21 protein-coding genes and 2 pseudogenes are annotated in these 18,454 nt (G+C 44.0%); 17 read left to right on the top strand and 6 right to left on the bottom strand.

The window, feature by feature from the left end:
* Positions 1-87: 87 nt before the first annotated feature.
* The 9 genes from LC653_RS17085 to LC653_RS17045 all read left to right on the top strand — a co-directional run bounded on the left by LC653_RS17085 (position 88) and on the right by LC653_RS17045 (position 11,804).
* Positions 88-816, top strand: coding sequence for a hypothetical protein (locus LC653_RS17085; RefSeq protein ID WP_229495599.1), 729 nt, complete (start codon positions 88-90; stop codon positions 814-816).
* A gap of 40 nt (positions 817-856) precedes the next feature.
* On the top strand, positions 857-1,975 hold the full coding sequence (locus LC653_RS17080) for a DUF1822 family protein (protein ID WP_229495598.1): 1,119 nt from the start codon (positions 857-859) through the stop codon (positions 1,973-1,975).
* Positions 1,976-2,056: 81 nt separating this feature from the next.
* A complete protein-coding gene (locus LC653_RS17075; protein WP_229495597.1) occupies positions 2,057-4,732 on the top strand; it encodes an ABC transporter substrate-binding protein in 2,676 nt (891 codons plus the stop codon).
* Between the two features lie 1,385 nt (positions 4,733-6,117).
* Complete coding sequence (locus LC653_RS46260; RefSeq protein WP_308189096.1) at positions 6,118-6,627, top strand: calcium-binding protein; 510 nt, start codon at positions 6,118-6,120, stop codon at positions 6,625-6,627.
* A 279-nt stretch (positions 6,628-6,906) separates the two neighbouring features.
* Entirely contained in the window at positions 6,907-7,782 is an 876-nt protein-coding gene (locus tag LC653_RS17065) for a hypothetical protein (protein ID WP_229495596.1), read from the top strand.
* Between the two features lie 59 nt (positions 7,783-7,841).
* Complete coding sequence (locus LC653_RS17060) at positions 7,842-9,524, top strand: vWA domain-containing protein (protein WP_229495595.1); 1,683 nt, start codon at positions 7,842-7,844, stop codon at positions 9,522-9,524.
* A gap of 109 nt (positions 9,525-9,633) precedes the next feature.
* Positions 9,634-10,002 (top strand): hypothetical protein, encoded by a 369-nt coding sequence (locus tag LC653_RS17055; RefSeq protein ID WP_229495594.1) that lies wholly within the window; start codon positions 9,634-9,636, stop codon positions 10,000-10,002.
* Positions 10,003-10,724: 722 nt separating this feature from the next.
* A complete protein-coding gene (locus LC653_RS17050) occupies positions 10,725-10,949 on the top strand; it encodes a ferredoxin family protein (RefSeq protein WP_229495593.1) in 225 nt (74 codons plus the stop codon).
* Between the two features lie 126 nt (positions 10,950-11,075).
* Positions 11,076-11,804: an ABC transporter ATP-binding protein gene (locus tag LC653_RS17045; RefSeq protein ID WP_229495592.1), complete on the top strand. Its 729-nt coding sequence runs from the start codon at positions 11,076-11,078 to the stop codon at positions 11,802-11,804.
* Positions 11,805-12,277: 473 nt separating this feature from the next.
* On the opposite strand, the gene LC653_RS17040 is transcribed toward LC653_RS17045, so the two are convergent.
* Both LC653_RS17040 and LC653_RS17035 read right to left on the bottom strand, forming a co-directional pair.
* Complete coding sequence (locus tag LC653_RS17040; protein WP_229495591.1) at positions 12,278-13,321, bottom strand: hypothetical protein; 1,044 nt, start codon at positions 13,319-13,321, stop codon at positions 12,278-12,280.
* Positions 13,322-13,323: 2 nt separating this feature from the next.
* Complete coding sequence (locus LC653_RS17035; protein WP_229495590.1) at positions 13,324-13,572, bottom strand: hypothetical protein; 249 nt, start codon at positions 13,570-13,572, stop codon at positions 13,324-13,326.
* Between LC653_RS17035 and LC653_RS17030 the strand changes: the two genes are divergently transcribed.
* Both LC653_RS17030 and LC653_RS46255 read left to right on the top strand, forming a co-directional pair.
* Complete coding sequence (locus tag LC653_RS17030) at positions 13,497-13,868, top strand: tyrosine-type recombinase/integrase (RefSeq protein WP_308189095.1); 372 nt, start codon at positions 13,497-13,499, stop codon at positions 13,866-13,868. The genes LC653_RS17035 and LC653_RS17030 overlap by 76 nt on opposite strands.
* The gene (locus LC653_RS46255; protein ID WP_267923094.1) at positions 13,865-13,990 is read left to right on the top strand and encodes a hypothetical protein; all 126 of its coding nucleotides are present in this window, start codon (positions 13,865-13,867) and stop codon (positions 13,988-13,990) included. Before LC653_RS17030 ends, LC653_RS46255 begins: the two co-directional genes overlap by 4 nt.
* A 155-nt stretch (positions 13,991-14,145) precedes the next feature.
* Here LC653_RS46255 and LC653_RS17025 read toward each other — a convergent pair whose 3' ends face one another.
* Positions 14,146-14,475, bottom strand: coding sequence for a hypothetical protein (locus LC653_RS17025; protein ID WP_229495588.1), 330 nt, complete (start codon positions 14,473-14,475; stop codon positions 14,146-14,148).
* Between the two features lie 90 nt (positions 14,476-14,565).
* On the opposite strand from LC653_RS17025, the gene LC653_RS17020 reads away from it, so the two are divergent.
* From LC653_RS17020 to LC653_RS47910, 6 genes and pseudogenes are all read left to right on the top strand, one after another.
* The gene (locus LC653_RS17020) at positions 14,566-14,742 is read left to right on the top strand and encodes a hypothetical protein (protein WP_229495587.1); all 177 of its coding nucleotides are present in this window, start codon (positions 14,566-14,568) and stop codon (positions 14,740-14,742) included.
* Complete coding sequence (locus LC653_RS17015) at positions 14,739-14,948, top strand: hypothetical protein (protein WP_229495586.1); 210 nt, start codon at positions 14,739-14,741, stop codon at positions 14,946-14,948. Before LC653_RS17020 ends, LC653_RS17015 begins: the two co-directional genes overlap by 4 nt.
* Positions 14,949-15,033: 85 nt before the next feature.
* A complete protein-coding gene (locus LC653_RS17010; protein WP_229495585.1) occupies positions 15,034-15,279 on the top strand; it encodes a hypothetical protein in 246 nt (81 codons plus the stop codon).
* Between the two features lie 71 nt (positions 15,280-15,350).
* The gene (locus LC653_RS46250) at positions 15,351-15,482 is read left to right on the top strand and encodes a hypothetical protein (protein ID WP_267923092.1); all 132 of its coding nucleotides are present in this window, start codon (positions 15,351-15,353) and stop codon (positions 15,480-15,482) included.
* Positions 15,483-15,495: 13 nt separating this feature from the next.
* Complete coding sequence (locus LC653_RS17005) at positions 15,496-15,786, top strand: hypothetical protein (RefSeq protein WP_229495584.1); 291 nt, start codon at positions 15,496-15,498, stop codon at positions 15,784-15,786.
* Positions 15,765-16,403, top strand: a pseudogene (locus LC653_RS47910) (IS110 family transposase); the annotation flags it as partial. The gene LC653_RS17005 and the pseudogene LC653_RS47910, both read left to right, overlap by 22 nt.
* Positions 16,404-16,659: 256 nt before the next feature.
* Here the strand turns inward: LC653_RS47910 and LC653_RS16995 are convergent.
* The 3 genes and pseudogenes from LC653_RS16995 to LC653_RS16985 form a co-directional block, all read right to left on the bottom strand.
* Positions 16,660-17,022, bottom strand: a pseudogene (locus LC653_RS16995) (Uma2 family endonuclease); the annotation flags it as partial.
* A gap of 291 nt (positions 17,023-17,313) precedes the next feature.
* Positions 17,314-17,583, bottom strand: a complete 270-nt coding sequence (locus LC653_RS16990) for a type II toxin-antitoxin system RelE family toxin (protein ID WP_229495583.1) — start codon at positions 17,581-17,583, stop codon at positions 17,314-17,316.
* A complete protein-coding gene (locus tag LC653_RS16985) occupies positions 17,580-17,810 on the bottom strand; it encodes a hypothetical protein (protein WP_229495582.1) in 231 nt (76 codons plus the stop codon). The genes LC653_RS16990 and LC653_RS16985 overlap by 4 nt, the downstream gene beginning before the upstream one ends.
* Positions 17,811-18,454 lie beyond the last annotated feature (644 nt).

The raw sequence follows: 18,454 nt of genomic DNA, 5'->3' as shown, positions 1-18,454 counted from the left end.
AACTCCGATAACCCATCAGGCAAGTAAGGGGAGGTTAGGTACTGTCATGATATTTAAACCTAAACTGATGGGGTCTGGATGACCTCTATGTGTAATAAGATTATTGCTCCCCCTCTAATTTGCTTGCTTCAGGCTGCTTTAAATAATCCAATTGAAAGGAGCAAGCTATTACAGCAACAAGAACAGATCCGGGAAATCATGAACGATATTCCTGCTCGTGAATGGCTATTTGAGCAAACATGTCAAACTGATGACCCCAGTCAGGCAAAGAAGCTGATTATTCATATGATGTGGTCTTCCAAGTTAATTTGGCATGGTGGAGGGATATCACCGGATGTCTATAGTGAAGCTCTATCACGAACCTGGGTATGGTTTACGGAACATCTTTGTTACAGGTATAGACCAGCACAGGCAAGCTTTGTCACCTGGTTTAACCAAAGGCTGAAAGGGATGATTCAGGATATCATTCGAGAAAGAGCTAAGGAAGAGAGAAGACGGTTAAATTCTCCAGCAGATGAAGAAGATAATGAGTGGATTTATCCTCCTGCGCCAGAGCCTGATCGTTGGCATGAAACAATCCAAGAATGGCTAGAGTTAGTGCGAAATAATCCGCATCTGTTGATCAATTGTCGAATGCAGAGTCATCCGAATGTTAACTGTCAGGTCTTGTTGATTCATATCTTGAAAATGTTGCGCGATTCAGGGGAGTTTTCTTGGAATGCCATCGCCCAAGAGTATGGAGTCGAACCGTCGGCGCTGAGGAGATTTTGTCGGACACGATGTTTCCGTATTTTCAGACAGTTATTGCCTGAATAAGATTGCGAAAAGTTTCTAGACGTTTTCTTTGACACTAATCATGATTGATACCCCAGTAAAATTCATTCCGATCGCAATTCCGATTACGGGGACCGATCGCAAGCAGGCTTACCAGTTTGCCCAACAACAGCCAACCCAAGAGCGATCGCAACAAGTTTATCGGAATACGCTGGCTGTGTTAGTGACTGGGCGTTATTTGCAACTGTTAGGCATCGATACCGATTTAGAAGCCAGTCATAGTTGGAATCCCCTGGATCGCCTGTTAGAAAACATTGCAGACTTGTATATTCCCAGTTTGCAAGGCTTTTTAGAGTGTCGTTCGCTTCAAAGGAGCGATCGCAAATGCAAAGTTCCTAAAGAAGTATGGTCAGAACGCCTTGGCTACGTGATGATTCAACTCGATGAACCTTACCAAGAAGGGCAAATTTTAGGATTTGTGGAATCCGTATCAGTGCCGGAAGTACCACGCAGCTATTTCCAACCCCTCGATGTATTGCTTGATCGTTTGACGTTAGAGCGATCGCCACAACCAATGGTTCAACTCAGACAATGGCTTAAAAGAAGATTTGAACCTGATTGGCAACCCCCCCAAGAGTTACTTAATACTATCAAAGGAGAGATTTTACAACTTTATCAGCCACAGTTGCAACGAGGTGACGACCCCATTCGCCAACGGGTTGAACAACTCTATCGCGGACAGTCTTCTAATTTGGTGCAATCCATTCCGGTTCATCTAAATCCCCAGGAAGCTTTGGTAAATCTGCTCCAAACTACTCAAAATGATGAAATTCGCTGGCAGTCGGCTGAGTTTTTATGGGAACTAGATCCTCAACATCCGGACTGTCCGGTGATCAGTGCCAAAGATTTAGGAATTTATCTGATCGGGCATCCTATAGTACTAATGGTCGGTATTTTGCCTAAATCAGATGGTAAGATGTTAATTCTCCTGCGGGTGTATCCTCAGGGGCAACTGTCTCATCTGCCGTTGGGATTAAAGCTGATCGTGCTGGATGAAACCGGAAATCCGTTTTTTGAAGAAGTGAAATCGCGACAGCAAGATCATTATATGCAGTTCAAATTTACGGCGGACGGAGGCGATCGCTTCAGTGCCCGTGTTGTTCTCAATGATGCTAGCTTTACCGAAAGTTTTGTTGTTTAACTTTCTCTTGCATAGCCAAGCTTAATCGTGCTTATCTAATGAATAAATTCTTTACCTCCAGGCGCTCTCCCCCTGTTGTTTATGGTGCAGTCGTCCTCTAGCCCTCAACCTCCTGAAAACGTCGCTGTCGTTCTCCGAATTAGTGCTGGTAGCTTCGTTGACGGTTTCTCTGTGTCGCTTCAGATTTTAGAAGATGGTCAAATTATTCAAGAACATGATGATTTACCTGCTATTCCTGCTGCACCTGAAATACCGCAGTTATATCAAGAGTGGCAAAATATATCACTAGAGGGCAGTCGTCAACTGCAAGCGGTTCCAGGACAAGTAACGAACGTAGCCAATCTGGAAAATTGGAGACAAAGAACTCAAAGGCTAGAGGACTATTGTAGAGAATGGTTTCAGGATAGAGCGTTTAGCAGTTTGCGCGATCGCATTCGGGCAAATACCAGAGTCAGAACCGATCAATCTGTGCCAATTATCATTAGATGTCCGACTCAAGATCAAAACCAAAATGAACTTCTGCGTAGGCTACCCTGGCATGTCTGGGATTTATTTACCAACCTACCCAATGGCGAGTTTGCTTTGTTCACGAACTTTCGTCCTCAAGTAGCCACTTTAGAGGCACCGGTCAGAGTTTTAGCCATTTTCGGTAGTTCTCAGGGTGGTTTACAACTAGAACAAGATCAAGCAGCATTAAAGATCCTCGAACAGCGTGGAGCAGAAATTATTACGCAATCAGAGCCGAGTGAAGAAACTCTATCTCGCCTGTTATTTGATGAAGATTGGGATATCTTGTTTTTTGCCGGACATAGTTCCAGTCAGGGAACAAGTGGACATATTCAAATTAGTCAGGGCAATTTTTTACCGTTACATGCGTTACGTCAAAGCTTAAGGAAAGCGGTAACGAGAGGTTTAAAGTTGGCAATCTTCAATTCCTGTGATGGGTTAGGGATTGCAGATTTTTTGGTAGGGTTGAATGTGCCAGCTGTGATCGTGATGCGGGAACCTGTGCCGGATCGGATTGCCTGTCAATTCTTGCTCTACTTTTTGAGGGAATTTTCTCAGGGTACACCTCTTTGTCTGGCAGTGCGTGAAGCTCGCGATCGCCTTGAATCTATACAAAGCACTTTTCCAGCCGCTTCCTGGCTACCCGTCGTTTGCGTGAATCCTAATCAACCAGAGTTAGTTTGGCCTGCCCCAACTCCCCCGCCACCCCCATCACTAGTGTCCCGCTTGCGATCTCGCCTCCTTCGTCCTCATCTAGTGATTGAATTTGCTGCTTTGGCTGGAATCATCGGTGTAGCTACCCTAATTACGATCAACCGCTGTCAGATTTTCGCCGGAGTCTGCATCAACCAGCCAGAGGATTTCATTAGCTATGGTAAAAAGCCAATTGCTAATAGCAAAGTACAACTGAGTGAACCGTATCTCTCGTTAAAACAGCAAGGCATTAAAGCATTTTCTCAAGGTAAATATGGAGATGCGGTGACCATTTTTGATCACCTCCGTAGTCAGGCACAACACAAGAAATCTGCTCCGGGTGGCTCTCAAGCAGCTTTAGCAGCACTACAAGATCCGGAAATCCTGATTTATCGTAACAATGCTTTTGTGAATATTCGGCATACCCAAAACCGGAATTTGCCAATTTACACCATTGCTGTTGCCGCGCCATTGAATCTTGATGCCGGATTAGGTATCCTATTTGGAGTCGCTCAAGCGCAAGATATAGCCGTCAAGCAGGAGATCAACTTACAAGTCGTGATTGCTAACGATGGCAATAGCCCGAATCAAGCCCAGCAGGTTGCAGAAATCCTCTCCAACGATGCCAAAATTCTCGCTGTGGTGGGGCACTACACTTCTCCCAATACCTGTGCAGCTTTGAAGGTTTATTCATCGAAAGAGCTTGTGCTTATTTCTCCCACCAGCACCGTTGTTAACCTCCAATCGAATCCAAACTGCGGTGGCGATCCCAATAAAGTATTCTTTAGAACTGTTTCATCAAGTCGAGTAGAAGCCCATAGTCTGGTACAGTATTTAGTCGATGATCTCAAAAAGCCTCAGCCAAAAGTGGTTGTTTTTTACAACAGTAGAGAGTCGTTTAGCAAAGATTTGTTTGATCAGTTTGTTCAGGTTCTCAAAGCATTTAAGGGAGGTGTAATTGCTACGTTTGATTTATCTGATCCAAACTTCGATACTAGTCAACTTCCGCCGGAGGTGAAAAATGCAGATGCTCTGGCAGTATTGCCCGATGGGCAGACTAACGATACTATAGCTTTTCAAAAAGCAATCGATATCATCAAATTGAATAATAGAGAAAAACCAGTTTTAGGGGCAAATACCCTATATCTCCAAGAAGTTCTTAATCAGGCTAAAGATACCACAGCAAATCAGTTAGTCCTTGCAGTTGATTGGCATGTAAAGCAATGTGGTGCAGCAGCGTTTGCAAAACAGATCAATGAATACTGGGGCGGTGATTTGAATCGACGGACAGCCTTAGCATATGAGGCTGTTCAAGCGGTGTTGCAAGCTATTAAATTATCAAATTCACCCGTGACTCGACAGGATATTCAGCAGAAATTGTCTCAGACAGGAATTATACCTGGGGTAGCAGCATCTAGTACGATTATCAAAGGCTTACCGATTAGTTTTGATGCAACAGGCGATCGCAGAGAACTTACCACTCGTGCGATCGTTACTGTAAATGATAAATTGAAGTTTGATCTGGTGAAAGACGTTCCTTGTCCTAATCAACAATAGATTTGTCTTGAAAGTTGGGCATGGGGCAATACTGCGTAGGTTTTGAGTCGATCCCCCTAACCCCCCGATAAATTGGGGGGCTTATTTTCCCCCCATTTATCGGGGGACTAAGGGGGATCTTCAATGACTATGCACCAAAACCCGAGCAGTATTGATACGCTTGGGTTAAGAAGAAAAGTAGAAAAGTAGGTTGGGTAGAGCGTAAGCGTTACCCAAGAAAGTCTTGAGGATGTTGGGTTTCGTTCCTCAACCCAACCTACGCCTGCATTTGTTATATCGGCGTACGCATTTGTTATATCGGCGTACGCATTTGTTATATCGGCGACTGCATTTGTTATATCGGCGTACGCATTTGTTATATCGGCGACCGCATTTGTTATATCGGCGACCGCATTTGTTATATCGGCGACCGCATTTGTTATATCGGCGTACGCATTTGTTATATCGGCGACTGCATTTGTTATATCGGCGACTGCATTTGTTATATCGGCGATCGCAATTGCTGATTACGTTCATCCTAAAACAACTTAAGACAAAGACCTCTTGTTGGTTTACAAACAAGCAAGCTTTCACCTGTCCCTCTCCAGATCAAAGAGGGAGAAGTTTGTCGAACTCACGTAAATACAAGGGAGAGGCGAGACGCCTATCCCATAAAACCATTAAAATCATCCCGCAAATGTGCAATGCCGATTTTTTTGTAAAGTTACGTAAAAATTCGGGCGATTTTTACTCTAGCCTCCGATAGTCCTTTGTAGGGTAAAAAGCACTACGCTTGGGTTGAACGCAGTGAAACCCAACAAAGGCTTGAAAACGTTGGGTTTCGTTCCTCAACCCAACCTACATAATTTAATTTTTTGGGCTTACAGCAGTTTTCATTTATTTGAATCACATCTGTCGTAGGGGCTAAACTTTGCTCATACGTGTCAACTTAACGTAAAAGCCATGTCCCGCAAGGAACTGAAGTTCCTTGCTAATAGCGAAAGTCATCTTTTGATGACTAAATATAGCAAAAAATCTTTAGTCTACTTCAGTAGACTTTAGCTTTTAGCCTTGAACTTTAGTTCGAGGCGGGCGTGGAAGCCAACAGATAAGCGATTTTTAGCTTAAGTTGACACCAATGAGCTTTGCTGTACCCCTACCGCGTGGTCTATTTACCTGAAAATTGCTGTAACTCAAGTGTATTCAATACTTTTCGGATAAGCGTAAACTACTCCCTTTTAGTCTCTTAATTGGTTAAAGGGCAAAGGGTAAAGGTGAATTCAAACCCAATCCCAAGACCCCTTTCTCCCTTAACCGAAAAGTATTGGATTGCGTACCAATGAGGTGATGGAAGATTTATCCAAATACCTTTGCCTTAACTCGATTTAAATCAAGGAGAAACTCAAATGGCTATTATTAATGGCAGTTCGTTCAGTGATACACTCTTTGGCACCGACGGTGACGACCTCATCGCTGGCTACCCCGTTGGCTCTGGTTTGTTTGATTACGACGGCTACGATATATTGTTTGGCTTTGCTGGCAACGATATATTGTTCGGCGGCAATCAGGATGACATCCTTTATGGCGGAGATGGTAACGATATATTGTCCGGCTCTATAAACACTAACACAGTAGAAAACGACATCCTGGTTGGTGGTGCTGGTTTTGATACTTTCGTTCTTGGCGGTTCCCTCGGTGTTGAATACCAAGGTCTTGGTTTCGCTACCATTACTGACTGGAACCCCTCTTCTGATTTAATTCTAGCCGGGGGTTTCTCTAGTCTATACTCTTTTGGGAATGCAGACTTGAGTGGCGGTTTTGCTCTAGACACACAAATTTTCTATGGCATTGACTTGATTGCTAACGTTCAAGACACTACCAATGTCAGTCTCTCTAGAGACTTCATCTTTGCCTAGTCAGCACTTTGTTCGCCGGGAAATGCATTTTTGCTTAAAACTCTGCAATGACGCACAGCGCCCGCAGTCAATGCGATCGCATTTCCGGGCATGAGCAAAAAATATGCGTTATCCAGAACCTTTGTAGAGATGTAGCACTGCTACGTCTCTTTTTCACCATTTGAAACCCTTGATTTTCTCTTATATCATGTCCGCATAATTAGTTATGATTCCCACAGTCATTGCACCCCACCCCTTAATCCCCTCCCCGCTTGCGGGGAGGGGAGACAAAGCATAGCTTTGGCGGGGTGGGGTTCTTGGGGTTTAGTAAGTAATCAGCCGGGATATCTCAATACGGTTCGGTATTCTCAAACGTTAATTGCATACTCTGCAAATGATTTCATCGTTTGCAAAAGCTTTGCTGTCAACGAATTTATTACTTTCGCAGCCTATGCCAAACTTATCACAGCTAAAGAAGTGCGATCGCACATCGGCAATCCGCTAACAAAATTAATTTCTAGAATGATGACTCAACCCAGGGGCAATCCTTTTCAACTGTCTCACACTCAATTCTTAGTGGCTGGTCTATTAATTGGTTATATTAGCTTTGTTTTGTGGCTAGGAATACGTTTAATTGTTCTATTTAGCGGCGCAGTGATTGTTGTATTGGCGATCGCTTCTTGGTACGTGCAACTCGAAGGCCAAAAAATAAGCTCTTCAGCAACTTCAGCGAATTTACTGGAAAAAGATGTTTTTTTAAGTCATATCAGCTACTTTAATAACCGAATTCCTGATGCTGCTCAAACTCTGTGGCGATCGGTTCAGCAACAGGCTCAAGCCATTGGGCAGATTGCGACACAAATTGCCCAACAGGAATCAACTTTCACTCCAGACTTGCTCGAAACATTGCACACTGTTCTGGATTTGATTGACCGACTGGTGCAGGCATTGCAGGTTACTCAACAAGTGCAAACACCACGTTATCGAGAGTTGGCGCAACAACAATTGCAAAGCAGTTTATCTCGGCTTCAGCAAACCCATGACCAGCTTCAGGAATTGCACGACCAAATTGTATTGGAAAACCTGGAACGGCGTTCACTTAGCGCTCCTGCTGTCATATCGAGCCGGCTGCAAACACTGATTGCGGAAAACGAAAGAGGAATTTTAGGAGATTAAAAACTATGAAAAATTTGCCTTTCAAATTTTGCCTAGTGATCGGACTATGCCTGACATTTTTGTCGACTTGTACAACACCATCATCAATCAATTCATTTGAAAGTGCCGATCGCTATCTAAGCCAACATCTTTTACCCAGTATTCAATTGGATTCACAGCTTGTATCTGACACCGCCGCCTATAATGTGGTGATTCCTCCACTAGCTGATTCTGTCCCCGATCCAAACTCCTTTCCTCTGTACGGTGCAAAGCCAAGCAACGATCCGAATATCGTGTATGTCGAAATCTACAGCTCGGCTGAAAAAGCAAATGGAGAACGACAGGATGAACGTTGGTTAATTGATGTCGTTGAAAAATTTAATCAGCAACGACAAAGGCTCAAATCTGGAGAAGTCATTCAAGTGGGGATTCGGAATATTCCTTCTGGATTGGGCACACAGATTTTAGCTGCCAGGAAAGGAAAACCGGCAGGCTACACACCAGCAACGGCTTTGTGGTTAGAGTTACTGAAAGCTGAAGGATTGCCACTGCAAGCGATCGCACCTGCATTAGTCTCGAACCAAGCCATCTTTGCAATCCAACCCCAGGTGTATCAAGAACTGACTAAAGGTGGAGGAGTGACGTTTGATCGCTTGATGGATGCCATTCTCGCTGACAAAATCGAAGTTGGTTATTCCAATCCTTATATCGCCTCATCGGCGTTGAATTTTCTGCATACACTGTTTTGGCGTTCAGCAGGTCATGCTCAAGATGGCAAACCATTAACTATTGCTGAACTAGAGTCTTCTGAAGTCAATTCAGTTTTTAGCACCTTCCAGAAACAAATCGCCCTGACGACGCCCACATACCTGGACTTAAAGCAAATTTGGATTCGCGATCCCCAAAAGTTTCAGGCAATTGTCATGGCCTACCAAAGCTATGTCAATCTGAAGAAACAGCCAGAATTTGCACAGCTTGCTTACATTCCCTTCGGTGTTCCTGAAAATTCGCCATTAGTTGGATTTGATTGGAATACGGCATCTGAGCGAGAAGCCCTGGAAAAATTTGCTGCCTTTGCTACCTCTACACCGATGCAACAATTGGCTCAACAACAGGGCTATGAAAAAACAGAATATCTCCAGCGAAGTCAATTTCCACCCCTACCATCTGGTGAAGTACTCAAAGCTGCTCAGTCATTTTGGAAACAGCGTAAAGATGGTGGACATACCGTTTACATGGAACTGATTGTGGATACTAGCGGTTCAATGGAGCAAAACAATCGTCTGCAAGCGGTTCAGAAAGCGTTACGATTTGCCAGCCAACAAATTAACCGGGGTAATCAGATTGGGTTAGTAACATTTAGCGATCGCCCCAGTCGCCGGATTACCCTCGCTCCCTTCAACGAATTAGAACAAAAGCGATTATTTGCAGCCATTGACCAACTTCGACCTGATGGTGAAACTGCTCTCTATGATGGACTCGCCGTTGGTTTGGCAGACCTGATGGAAAAACAAAAAACTGATCCCAAGGGTCGATTTTATCTACTACTGCTCACCGATGGAGAACGAACCAACGGACTTGATTTTGGACAAATTAAGGATGTGATTAAGCACAGCCGTGTGAGAGTATATCCCATTGCCTACGGTAAAGTGAATCAGCAGGAATTAGAAGCGATCGCTGCGATTCGAGAAGGCAGTGTTTACCAAGGCACACCCGAAAAAGTACAAGTTCTGCTCAAAGACTTGTTCCAGACTAATCTCTGATTTGGCAACACCAAATTTGAGATTTTAGATGAAATATTCCAATCTAAAATCCCAAATTGAATGGCTTTCTTAATTACGAATTACGAATTACGAATTACGAATTACAACAATGAACCTCAACACGCAACTCCTCAAAACTTTAGGACTCAGTTGGTTAGTGTTTTTAATCACCGGAGTGCTGATCAGTTGGTTCTTTGCGATTCCGGCAATTACAGTACTGATTGATCGCAGCTATTGTCCAGCGACAGAGTGGCAGCAGGTTGTTCAGACTTACACTCAACTTTATCAGCAACACCAGCAACGTCGTTTGCAATTACAATCTGTCGTCTTGTTCAGCAGTCTAGGAGAGGAGCAGTTGTCAACTCCACCTGAGCCTAAAGTATTACAACAGTTATCGACTTACGGACGCCCGCAGCGACGGCAGTTGCAACTACGAAAAGACTATCCTCAAGCACAACTGTTGCAATGTCCTCAATGATGGGGAGTGGGGAGTGGGAAAAAGAAAAATTACCACTTCAACGGATAAATTTAACTGCGATCGCCAGGCTCATGAGCAAATAAAATTTTTGAACTACCTGATTTTTTTGGTAGATACGCTTGTAAATTAGGGTCTTTTAGGAAATGAAACAGCCCTGCCTTAAACCAATTCGCAATTCGCTTTTTCTTAATTCGCAATTACGTTTTGTGACTCTTATTTAGACCCCGACACAAAACGCGCTGCCTGTAGAGGCTATGCAACTTAAACCCCCAAAGTTCGTTAAAAAGGGGGACTTAAGACAATACGCTTGGGTTAAGCCCAAAAAATAAATTGTGTAGGTTGGGTTGAGGAACGAAACCCAACATTTTCTGGGATTTGTTGGGTAACACGAATGTTCAACCCAACCTACAATCATCGTTAACCCAAGCGTATTGGGACTTAAGAGACTTTGAGCAAGGCTTTTTAAGGGGAGCCACTGCGGTCTTCTCCCAAGGGGAGACGCTAAAAGCGATAGCGTTCGCGCAGCGTCTCGTAGAGAAGCGGTAGCGAGTCATCGAGCGTCTGGGGTCTCCCCAAGTGGAGCAAGTGGCGTGGGTTGGGGGGATCTAAGACTTTGAAAACACGCCCTAATTCCTAATCCCCAGTCCCCAATCCCCAGTCCCCAGTCCCCACTCCCCTGCTAGGCTAGAAATAGCCGATACAGAAAAGAGGGAATCGAGAACATGCCGCATACGATTGTTACAGAAGTCTGTGAAGGCGTTGCTGACTGCGTAGGTGCTTGTCCAGTAGCTTGTATTCATGAGGGCCCAGGCAAAAATGCCAAGGGCACCGATTGGTACTGGATTGACTTTGCCACTTGCATAGACTGTGGCATATGTCTCCAAGTTTGCCCAGTAGAAGGGGCGATTCTTCCAGAAGAACGACCGGAGTTGCAAAAAACTCCGTAATAGTCCATAGTCAACAGTCAATAGTCAATAGTTATGTTTGACTTGACTGTTGACCAATGACAAATGACAAATGACCAATGACCAATGACAAATGACAAATGACCAATGACAAATGACAAATGACAAATGACAAATGACTATTTACTAAATGTCCAAAATGTCCACGCTGGATACATCAAAGATGTAGATATCCTGCAAGGTGTGAATTTCCGGGTTGCACCAGGGGAATTGGTAACTGTGATTGGCCCCAATGGTGCGGGTAAATCTACTTTAGCAAAAGCAATTTTTGGGCTTTTGATTCCCCACACAGGCGCAATTACTTTCAAAGGTGAAAATATAGTGGGGCTAAAGTCCAATGAAATAGTCCAACGAGGAATGTGCTACGTACCGCAAATCGCCAATGTTTTCCCCTCCCTGAGTGTTGAAGAGAACTTGGAGATGGGTGCTTTTGTGCTTAACGTTCCCCTAAAACCAATTAAAGATAAAATATTTACTATGTTCCCTAGACTAAGCGATCGCCGTCGTCAACGCGCTGGTACTCTCTCTGGAGGAGAACGCCAGATGCTAGCGATGGGGAAAGCTTTGATGTTGGAACCTAGTTTGCTGATTTTGGATGAACCATCTGCTGCTTTGTCCCCAATTTTGGTGACACAAGTGTTTGAGCAGATTAAACAAATTAATCAGGCGGGTACTGCGATCGTATTAGTGGAACAAAATGCCCGTAAGGCTTTAGAGATGGCTAATCGCGGCTATGTACTCGAGTCAGGACGCGATGCTATCTCAGGCCCTGGTGAAGAATTGTTGAATGATCCGAAAGTGGGTGAGCTATATCTGGGAGCAGGTAAAAGACATTAACCCTTTTTAATCACTCTTGCCCCATTCAACATAATACCAGCTTAATATGGGGCTTTCACCAGGCGATAGCGATGCCTACGGTGGGCTGCGCCTAAGCTGTCTATAACTAATACAAAAGCCATAATACTACCTGCCACTGCCGCGACCGTCGTTTTCCATGCTCAAAGAATTCTCCCCAATAATCCTTGCGTTTCTAATCACATCTACAGCGAGTAGAAAGGTAAAACAGGACATTCATTCAGGAAAAAATGACCAAAATGCAAATTAAGCGGATAGGGCAGAACCGCGATTCAACAAAAAGGCGTACTGAACTTCCTATAGATAAAGCTCTGCATCACTTTTTAATATACTGCTGAGTCACAACAAATCCTGCAAAGCCGCTCCAGAGCAAACCTGGGGCGTTTTTTCATGGTATAAAAACGCCTATGTTTACCCAATTAAATAATTCGTAATTCGTAATTCGTAATTCGTAATTAGCTGCACGCGCTGGGATTAATTGTGCCAGCCAACTGAACCACTTGGGATTGTAGAGGCGTGAAAATTGCCCTAGCAGCCGCTACAGCATTGGCGGTAACACTACTCGTATCAACAGGCTGAGGAGGTCGTATAGCGTTGACTTGCGCTTTTGTTGCAGCAAGGTCAGCTTGTAGCTTTGAGATGGTAGTGTTAGCACTGGAAATTGCAGCGTTTACAGACTTTTGAAAACTGTCTGAAATACTGTTATTAAACTTTGCTACCTGTGCATTTATCTGTTGGATTTTTGTTTCAAATGAAGTTCTTATCCCGGTGATTTGACCTTCTAAATTTTGCTTGTTAGCCCGCGCTTCGTACAGTGCATCATTTGCTTGTTTCTTGGCATCTGCCACCTTCCCCTCAATAATCTTTCTGCCTTCCCGCGTTTCGTAGAGTGCATCATTGCTTTTCTTTTTGGCTTCTACTACGTCCTTGCCAAAAGTTTCTTGTTGCTTATTTAAACGCGCATAGTCTTTAGCATTTGTATCAAGTTCTTTATTGAAATTGTTAATCTTTTTTTCAAGCTCTTTTACCTTCAGCCCTACTTGAGTTGTCAACTGATTGGTTTTTGTAATATCGTTATTTAATCCATCAAGATAATCGTTGGATCTATCTTGTAAAAATTCATCAAATTTTGCTTTGATAGCGATTAATGCAGCGATACCACCAATCACAAGTAATCCGCCTAACAAGCTACCAGCTTTACCGCTTTTAGCAACGTCATTTGCACCAGGAATGTTTTTGAGAATTGCATCTTGTACTTTTTTCCCGGTGTCTACGATTTTCTTAGTAGCATCAGCAACCTTCTTTGCATTGGCGGCGGTTTTTTTGAGGGACTTCATCCGCTTGGCAGCTTCTTTAGCTCCGCTTTTAGTCATGAACTGAGATGTTATGCGCTTGGCTCTCTTTGCTTCTAAGAGCATCTTCCCAGGTTGCCCATTGGCATATTTAGATAATTTGTATGCCCTTAAAGCACTAGGTGATATCTGTTGAGAAACTGTCATAACTACTCGTTTACAAAATAGTCAATAATTGCTGAAAATATCCCTTGTGCGCCGTTAGCAGTTTCGTTATGTTCAGTAGCGGCGTCTAACAAATCTTTTAGATCATCAATAACGGTTTTAACAATTCCGCCCAGTTCAAGTATGTCTTTCTCGGCTTTATCTAACCTCTTTATAATTGCAGATAAATCTGTTGGCTTGTTGTTATTATTGTCATGACAACACTTATTCTGTTTCTGCTCTAACTCGCGCAAGCGTCTATTTTGTTCATCAATTTTGCGATTGGTTATTTCCGTCCAGAGATGGAGATGAGCCTATGGGGTTAAGGGGGGCTGACCAAATTCTACGCACAGCTGTAGAGAGAGCAGGACTTTCTGGTAAAGGCATATCGACTCATTCCACCCGGAGGAGCTTTATCACAAAGTTGGCAAAGCGCGGGGTAAGCCTTGCAACAATCAAAAAAGCCACTGGTCACACCGATTTGAAGGTGCTTTCGCGTTACATCGAGGTAACGGACGACGACGTTAAACAGGCGATCGCAACTCTATGAACCCCAACCTGCTCCAACTCCAAATCGAAATTTTCTTCGACCGCTTGCAGCATGGGGAGTATGACCAGGAGAGTGTATTTGGCTATGGCATTGGAGAATCTCGCTTCTCAAGCGTGGGATGAAGTAGACCGGGTTTACCCAAATCTGTGACGAACAATACTCGCGGGGGATAAGGTGGAGCCAGTATGTGATTAACAAAGACAACTGCGATCGCAATTCTCCAGCGCTGCGCGATCGCTAAAACAAAACCGCCCTTACCACAGCAGGCAGGACGGTTTTATTCAGGTTCTTCTTCCGACTGTTCTTTCAGTTCCTCTTTGAGCAACTGGAGGTCTTTGATCTTGACTTCAATTGCAGCTATCTCATTTTTTTTAGCAGTCGCCTGATCTTCATATTCGCTGATCAGATGATCGAGCATTTTCCCAGTAACTCTTTGTCCTGGATTGAAGATGCTTGATCGCGAGCTACCCTCTCTATGAACTCGCTTTTGCTCAGTCCCAGTAAAAGTGATTTCTCCTCTAGTAGCTGATGAGCTTCTGGAGATATTGTCAAATTCAAGCTTTTCTTCCTTTGTCCGTGGATCGGCTTCCGCATTAGTTATACCCATGCACTACCTCTTATTGTATACGCATAGAATGTTGACTTTTAACGCGCGTTGTATTAGCTTATATTTGGTTATACGCGCATATAACTTATTTTGCAACACAACATCGCTCCCCCACGCCTAACCCTTTGCGTGGCATCACCGGAGCAAGCACCCGCGCCACAAGAGCGCGGAAACACCCTCTCCATCACCTGTGAAGCGATCGCGGTAACGAGTTTACTGCGCGGTGATATTTTGATGTCTGCACACAAACCTACGGAAACAACATGACTTCCACAGTTCTAGAACTGATTGCAAACCTGAAACACTACCCCGGTACAACAGAGGTAACTATCAAAGACATTGACGATGAGGAATTTGCGTTCGCTTTTAGCGTTGGCGAAGCCATCGTTGATTTCAAGTCTCTTGACGACGGCGTGACCATCGTCATTCGTGAGAAGGAATACGATGACCCAGATGAGGAGGAGGAAATCTAAATAATTAAAAAGGCGATCGCCCCCTATTCTCGGTAGGCGATCGCTGACTTGAAAGCTGAAAACAACAAGTAACCTGATCTTCGATATGGAAAACATAACTATTGAGCAAATCAAAGACCTATCGCAAAAGCTTAATTCTGTAACGTTGGTCGAAAGTGATTGGAAGTATGAAATTATTAGACACTTTCATGACGAACCCAATAGGGATAAGTATCTCTGGGCACAGACTAGCGACTTACAAGAATTATTTTGCTTGCTTAAGAGCGAAGAACAAACACAAATGGAATTTGAGCATTACCTGAAAGCGTGCGTATTGATTCATGCGAATTGATTCATGCGATCGCCTACCGTCATGCGTGAGCGATCGCCAAATGCGTCGTATTTAATAAGGAAATTGTACCAATGTCAAAGCCAATAGGGTTTTTTACCAGCTACACCATAAACGACGGTTCCTTAGTGGAATCCCTCCAAGAGGAGTACGGTAGTACATTTGAATTGATGACCCAGCACTCCTTAGCTGTTTTTAATTTCTGACATTTCGGCGCAATTGTGCGACGGGGCGATTGCTTTTGCTGAATTTTGCAATAGTCAGTATGAGCGCTGGATCGACGGCAACCAAGAACCACCACCGATCAACTCCATTGAGGATATTGATCCACGGTTGAGAACACCGGAACTGGAGCAAACTTTCAAGATGGTGAAAATTGAGCGTGCAATAGCTAATGGTGGCTACTCAGTTTTTGATGTGTTGATGGGACATGCGATGGTTGATGCTCTTAACATTGTTGACCCAGAAAACACATACTCATTAGTTGGATATTTGGTCACAAAGAACTGAGGAATTATCGAGCCAATCACTTGGCACTGCCTGATAAAGATGATGATGCCGATGCCTTAGCACTCGCCTGTTACTACTTTGATTACCACCAAGACCCGCGTCGATTTGTCCAAATTCGCGATCGCGTCATTGTCAGAATTCGGGAACTGGTTTTGAGACTTGCTCATCTAAACCGCGTGCAGTCCCCGATCATGAATCGTGCGCGGCAGGATTTGGCGTGGCAGTTCCCAGAAGTTGCACTTGTAAAGTCCCGGCGGGGTAAATCAGGTCTTGCGCCTTTGCTTTGGGGCTGGCTTGCAGGAGTTCGCAAAAGTACGCGCTATGAACGCCTTTACTTGCAAACCGTGGGCTTGGGAATTACTGTAAATCCGCGTTATACCTCGCAGGAGTGTTCTAACTGCGGCGCAATTGTGAAAAAATCCCTGTCTACTTGCACACACGTTTGTCAGTGTGGATGCAAACTAGATAGAGATCACAACGCCAGTATTAACATCCTAAATTGTGGATTGGGTACGGTAGGGCATACTGGAACCTTTGCACTAGATGCAAGCAACGCTTCTGGAGAATCGACCTCTACTCTAATTGGAGCAATCCTGTCAGAGCAAGCCGTTTCGTAGATAGAAGAATCCCCGAGTGCGTTCACGCCGGGGAGTGTCAAGTCGCTTCGCTCCAATTCGTAATTCGTAATTCGTAATTCGTAATTATTACCCCACGGATAAATCCGGGGGCTTGAATAAAGTTGGCTTTGCCCTTTTTTTCTTTTTCATAATTAAAATTAGGGGCTTGCACCCTTAATGAATTAATTAATAATTAATTCCTAATTTCTAAGTTTTTAATTACGAATTACGAATTACGAATTACGAATTATTCGGTCAATTCTCGATCATATTTGAGACTGGAATCAGCTATTTCAATCAGTAAAAACACTTCGGAAGCATCGGGATGGTGATCGTCATAATCTAATGGATTCAGCTTTACTACTGAAATATCTGGTTCTGGTTCCGAGTAATCGTCAAGTTGCACTGGTGACTGGATTCTTAATAAAACTTTGTCCCCCAAACGTTGACGTAATAACCTTTCTGTGCGGGTAATTGCTGATTCGTGAGCAGTTCCTTTTGCTGACATTCTGATGATTTGTCCCGCGATTAATTCTAAGCGTTCTTCAGGATGAAAAATCCCCGTTTCCGCCATTTTGTGATATTCTCGAACACTAATTAGGCGAATATTGGTGAGCATAAGATTCACGTTAACGTCCTAACATTTTATCCCGCAGATGCTTTCTGGCGATGTCTACGACGGGCTATTCGGCGTCGCGCCTGGAGAAGCTAATAGTTAGGCTGCTGGCGCTACAACCTCTGAAGCAACTCGTCAAGCAGCGTAGCTGCAATTCGTAATTGATAATTCGTAATTCGTAATTCAAGCCCCCGATTTTAATCGTGGGCTTGAAATATGGTGCTACGCATTTTCGTTTCTCCATTAATAAATTAAGGGGCTTGAAACCATAAATTACGAATTACGAATTACGAATTACGAATTAGTAATTATTTGGTCATACTCTGCATGTGCGCCAATCCAGAACCAGTAAATGTGATCATCCTGCAACAAGCCAAGAACGCGGTAGTCTAAACTAACACGAGCCGAATAGATTGGTTGGCGCTGGCTAACTCGTTTGAACTGAAGACTATTGTGGTAAGGATCTGAACGCCAAAGAGCATAGGCTTTGGCAGCTTGCTCTTGAACTGATGCAGGAAGTTCATCAAGTTTCTTGCGAAATACCTTCGTAACACTTGACTTCATTGCTCAGAGGGAAAAACGTCAGCTAAAGGAGTGATGTCGCCAGCAGCAATTTCCTGCCGTACCATATCAGCTAGACGATCCCACTGAGCATCTGTTGTAGATTCAAACTGAGCTTTCCATGTCCGCTCATCCTCTATCTCGGCAAGGAGACGAGCAGCGATCGCATCCTGCTCGGCAACAGGTAGAGTTTTTAGTTGGGCGATCGCATGCTCAAGTAACTCAGTCATGGCTACCACACTCTTAAAACGTAAATGGCATCTTATCCATTATCGCTTCTTGGTGGTAAGTTGAGCGCTTTGTCACCCAAATGTTGACTTAATAACCTTAGATTCACGTTAACGTCCTAGCATTTTATCCCGCAGATGTTTAATGCGATCGCCGAAGCTCGTCATTAACTATTTATTATGCGGAAACTTTCCATATATCAAACTAAAATATTCATTGAGAGAAGGGGTTACGCTGTCGCCTTTACTCTATGTTGTTGACCAAATAATTACTAATTCGTAATGACGCTCGTTCCGACGCTCGTTCCGACGCTCGTTCCGACGCTCGTTCCGACGCTCGTTCCGACGCTCGTTCCTCGCTAACGCTGCGCTATCGCTAACGCTGCGCTATCGCTAACGCTGCGCTATCGCTAACGCTGCGCTATCGCTAACGCTGCGCTATCGCTAACGCTGCGCTATCACTTTGCGCGTCGCTAACGTAATTCGTAATTTAAGAGGGTACAGAGCAAGCACTAAATTTTTAATTTAACGTGAGTTCGACGGATAGGAAAGCGCAGAAAGCTGGCAATGTAAGAATTTGCTCAACTGGCATTTACGGCAGCGATCGCGCAGAGTGGCACAGACGATAGCTACGATTAATTGAGAAG

This window comes from Nostoc mirabile CHAB5784 (assembly GCF_020829645.1).
GTDB lineage: Bacteria > Cyanobacteriota > Cyanobacteriia > Cyanobacteriales > Nostocaceae > Nostoc > Nostoc mirabile.
This window is presented reverse-complemented; position numbering and strand designations above follow the sequence as displayed.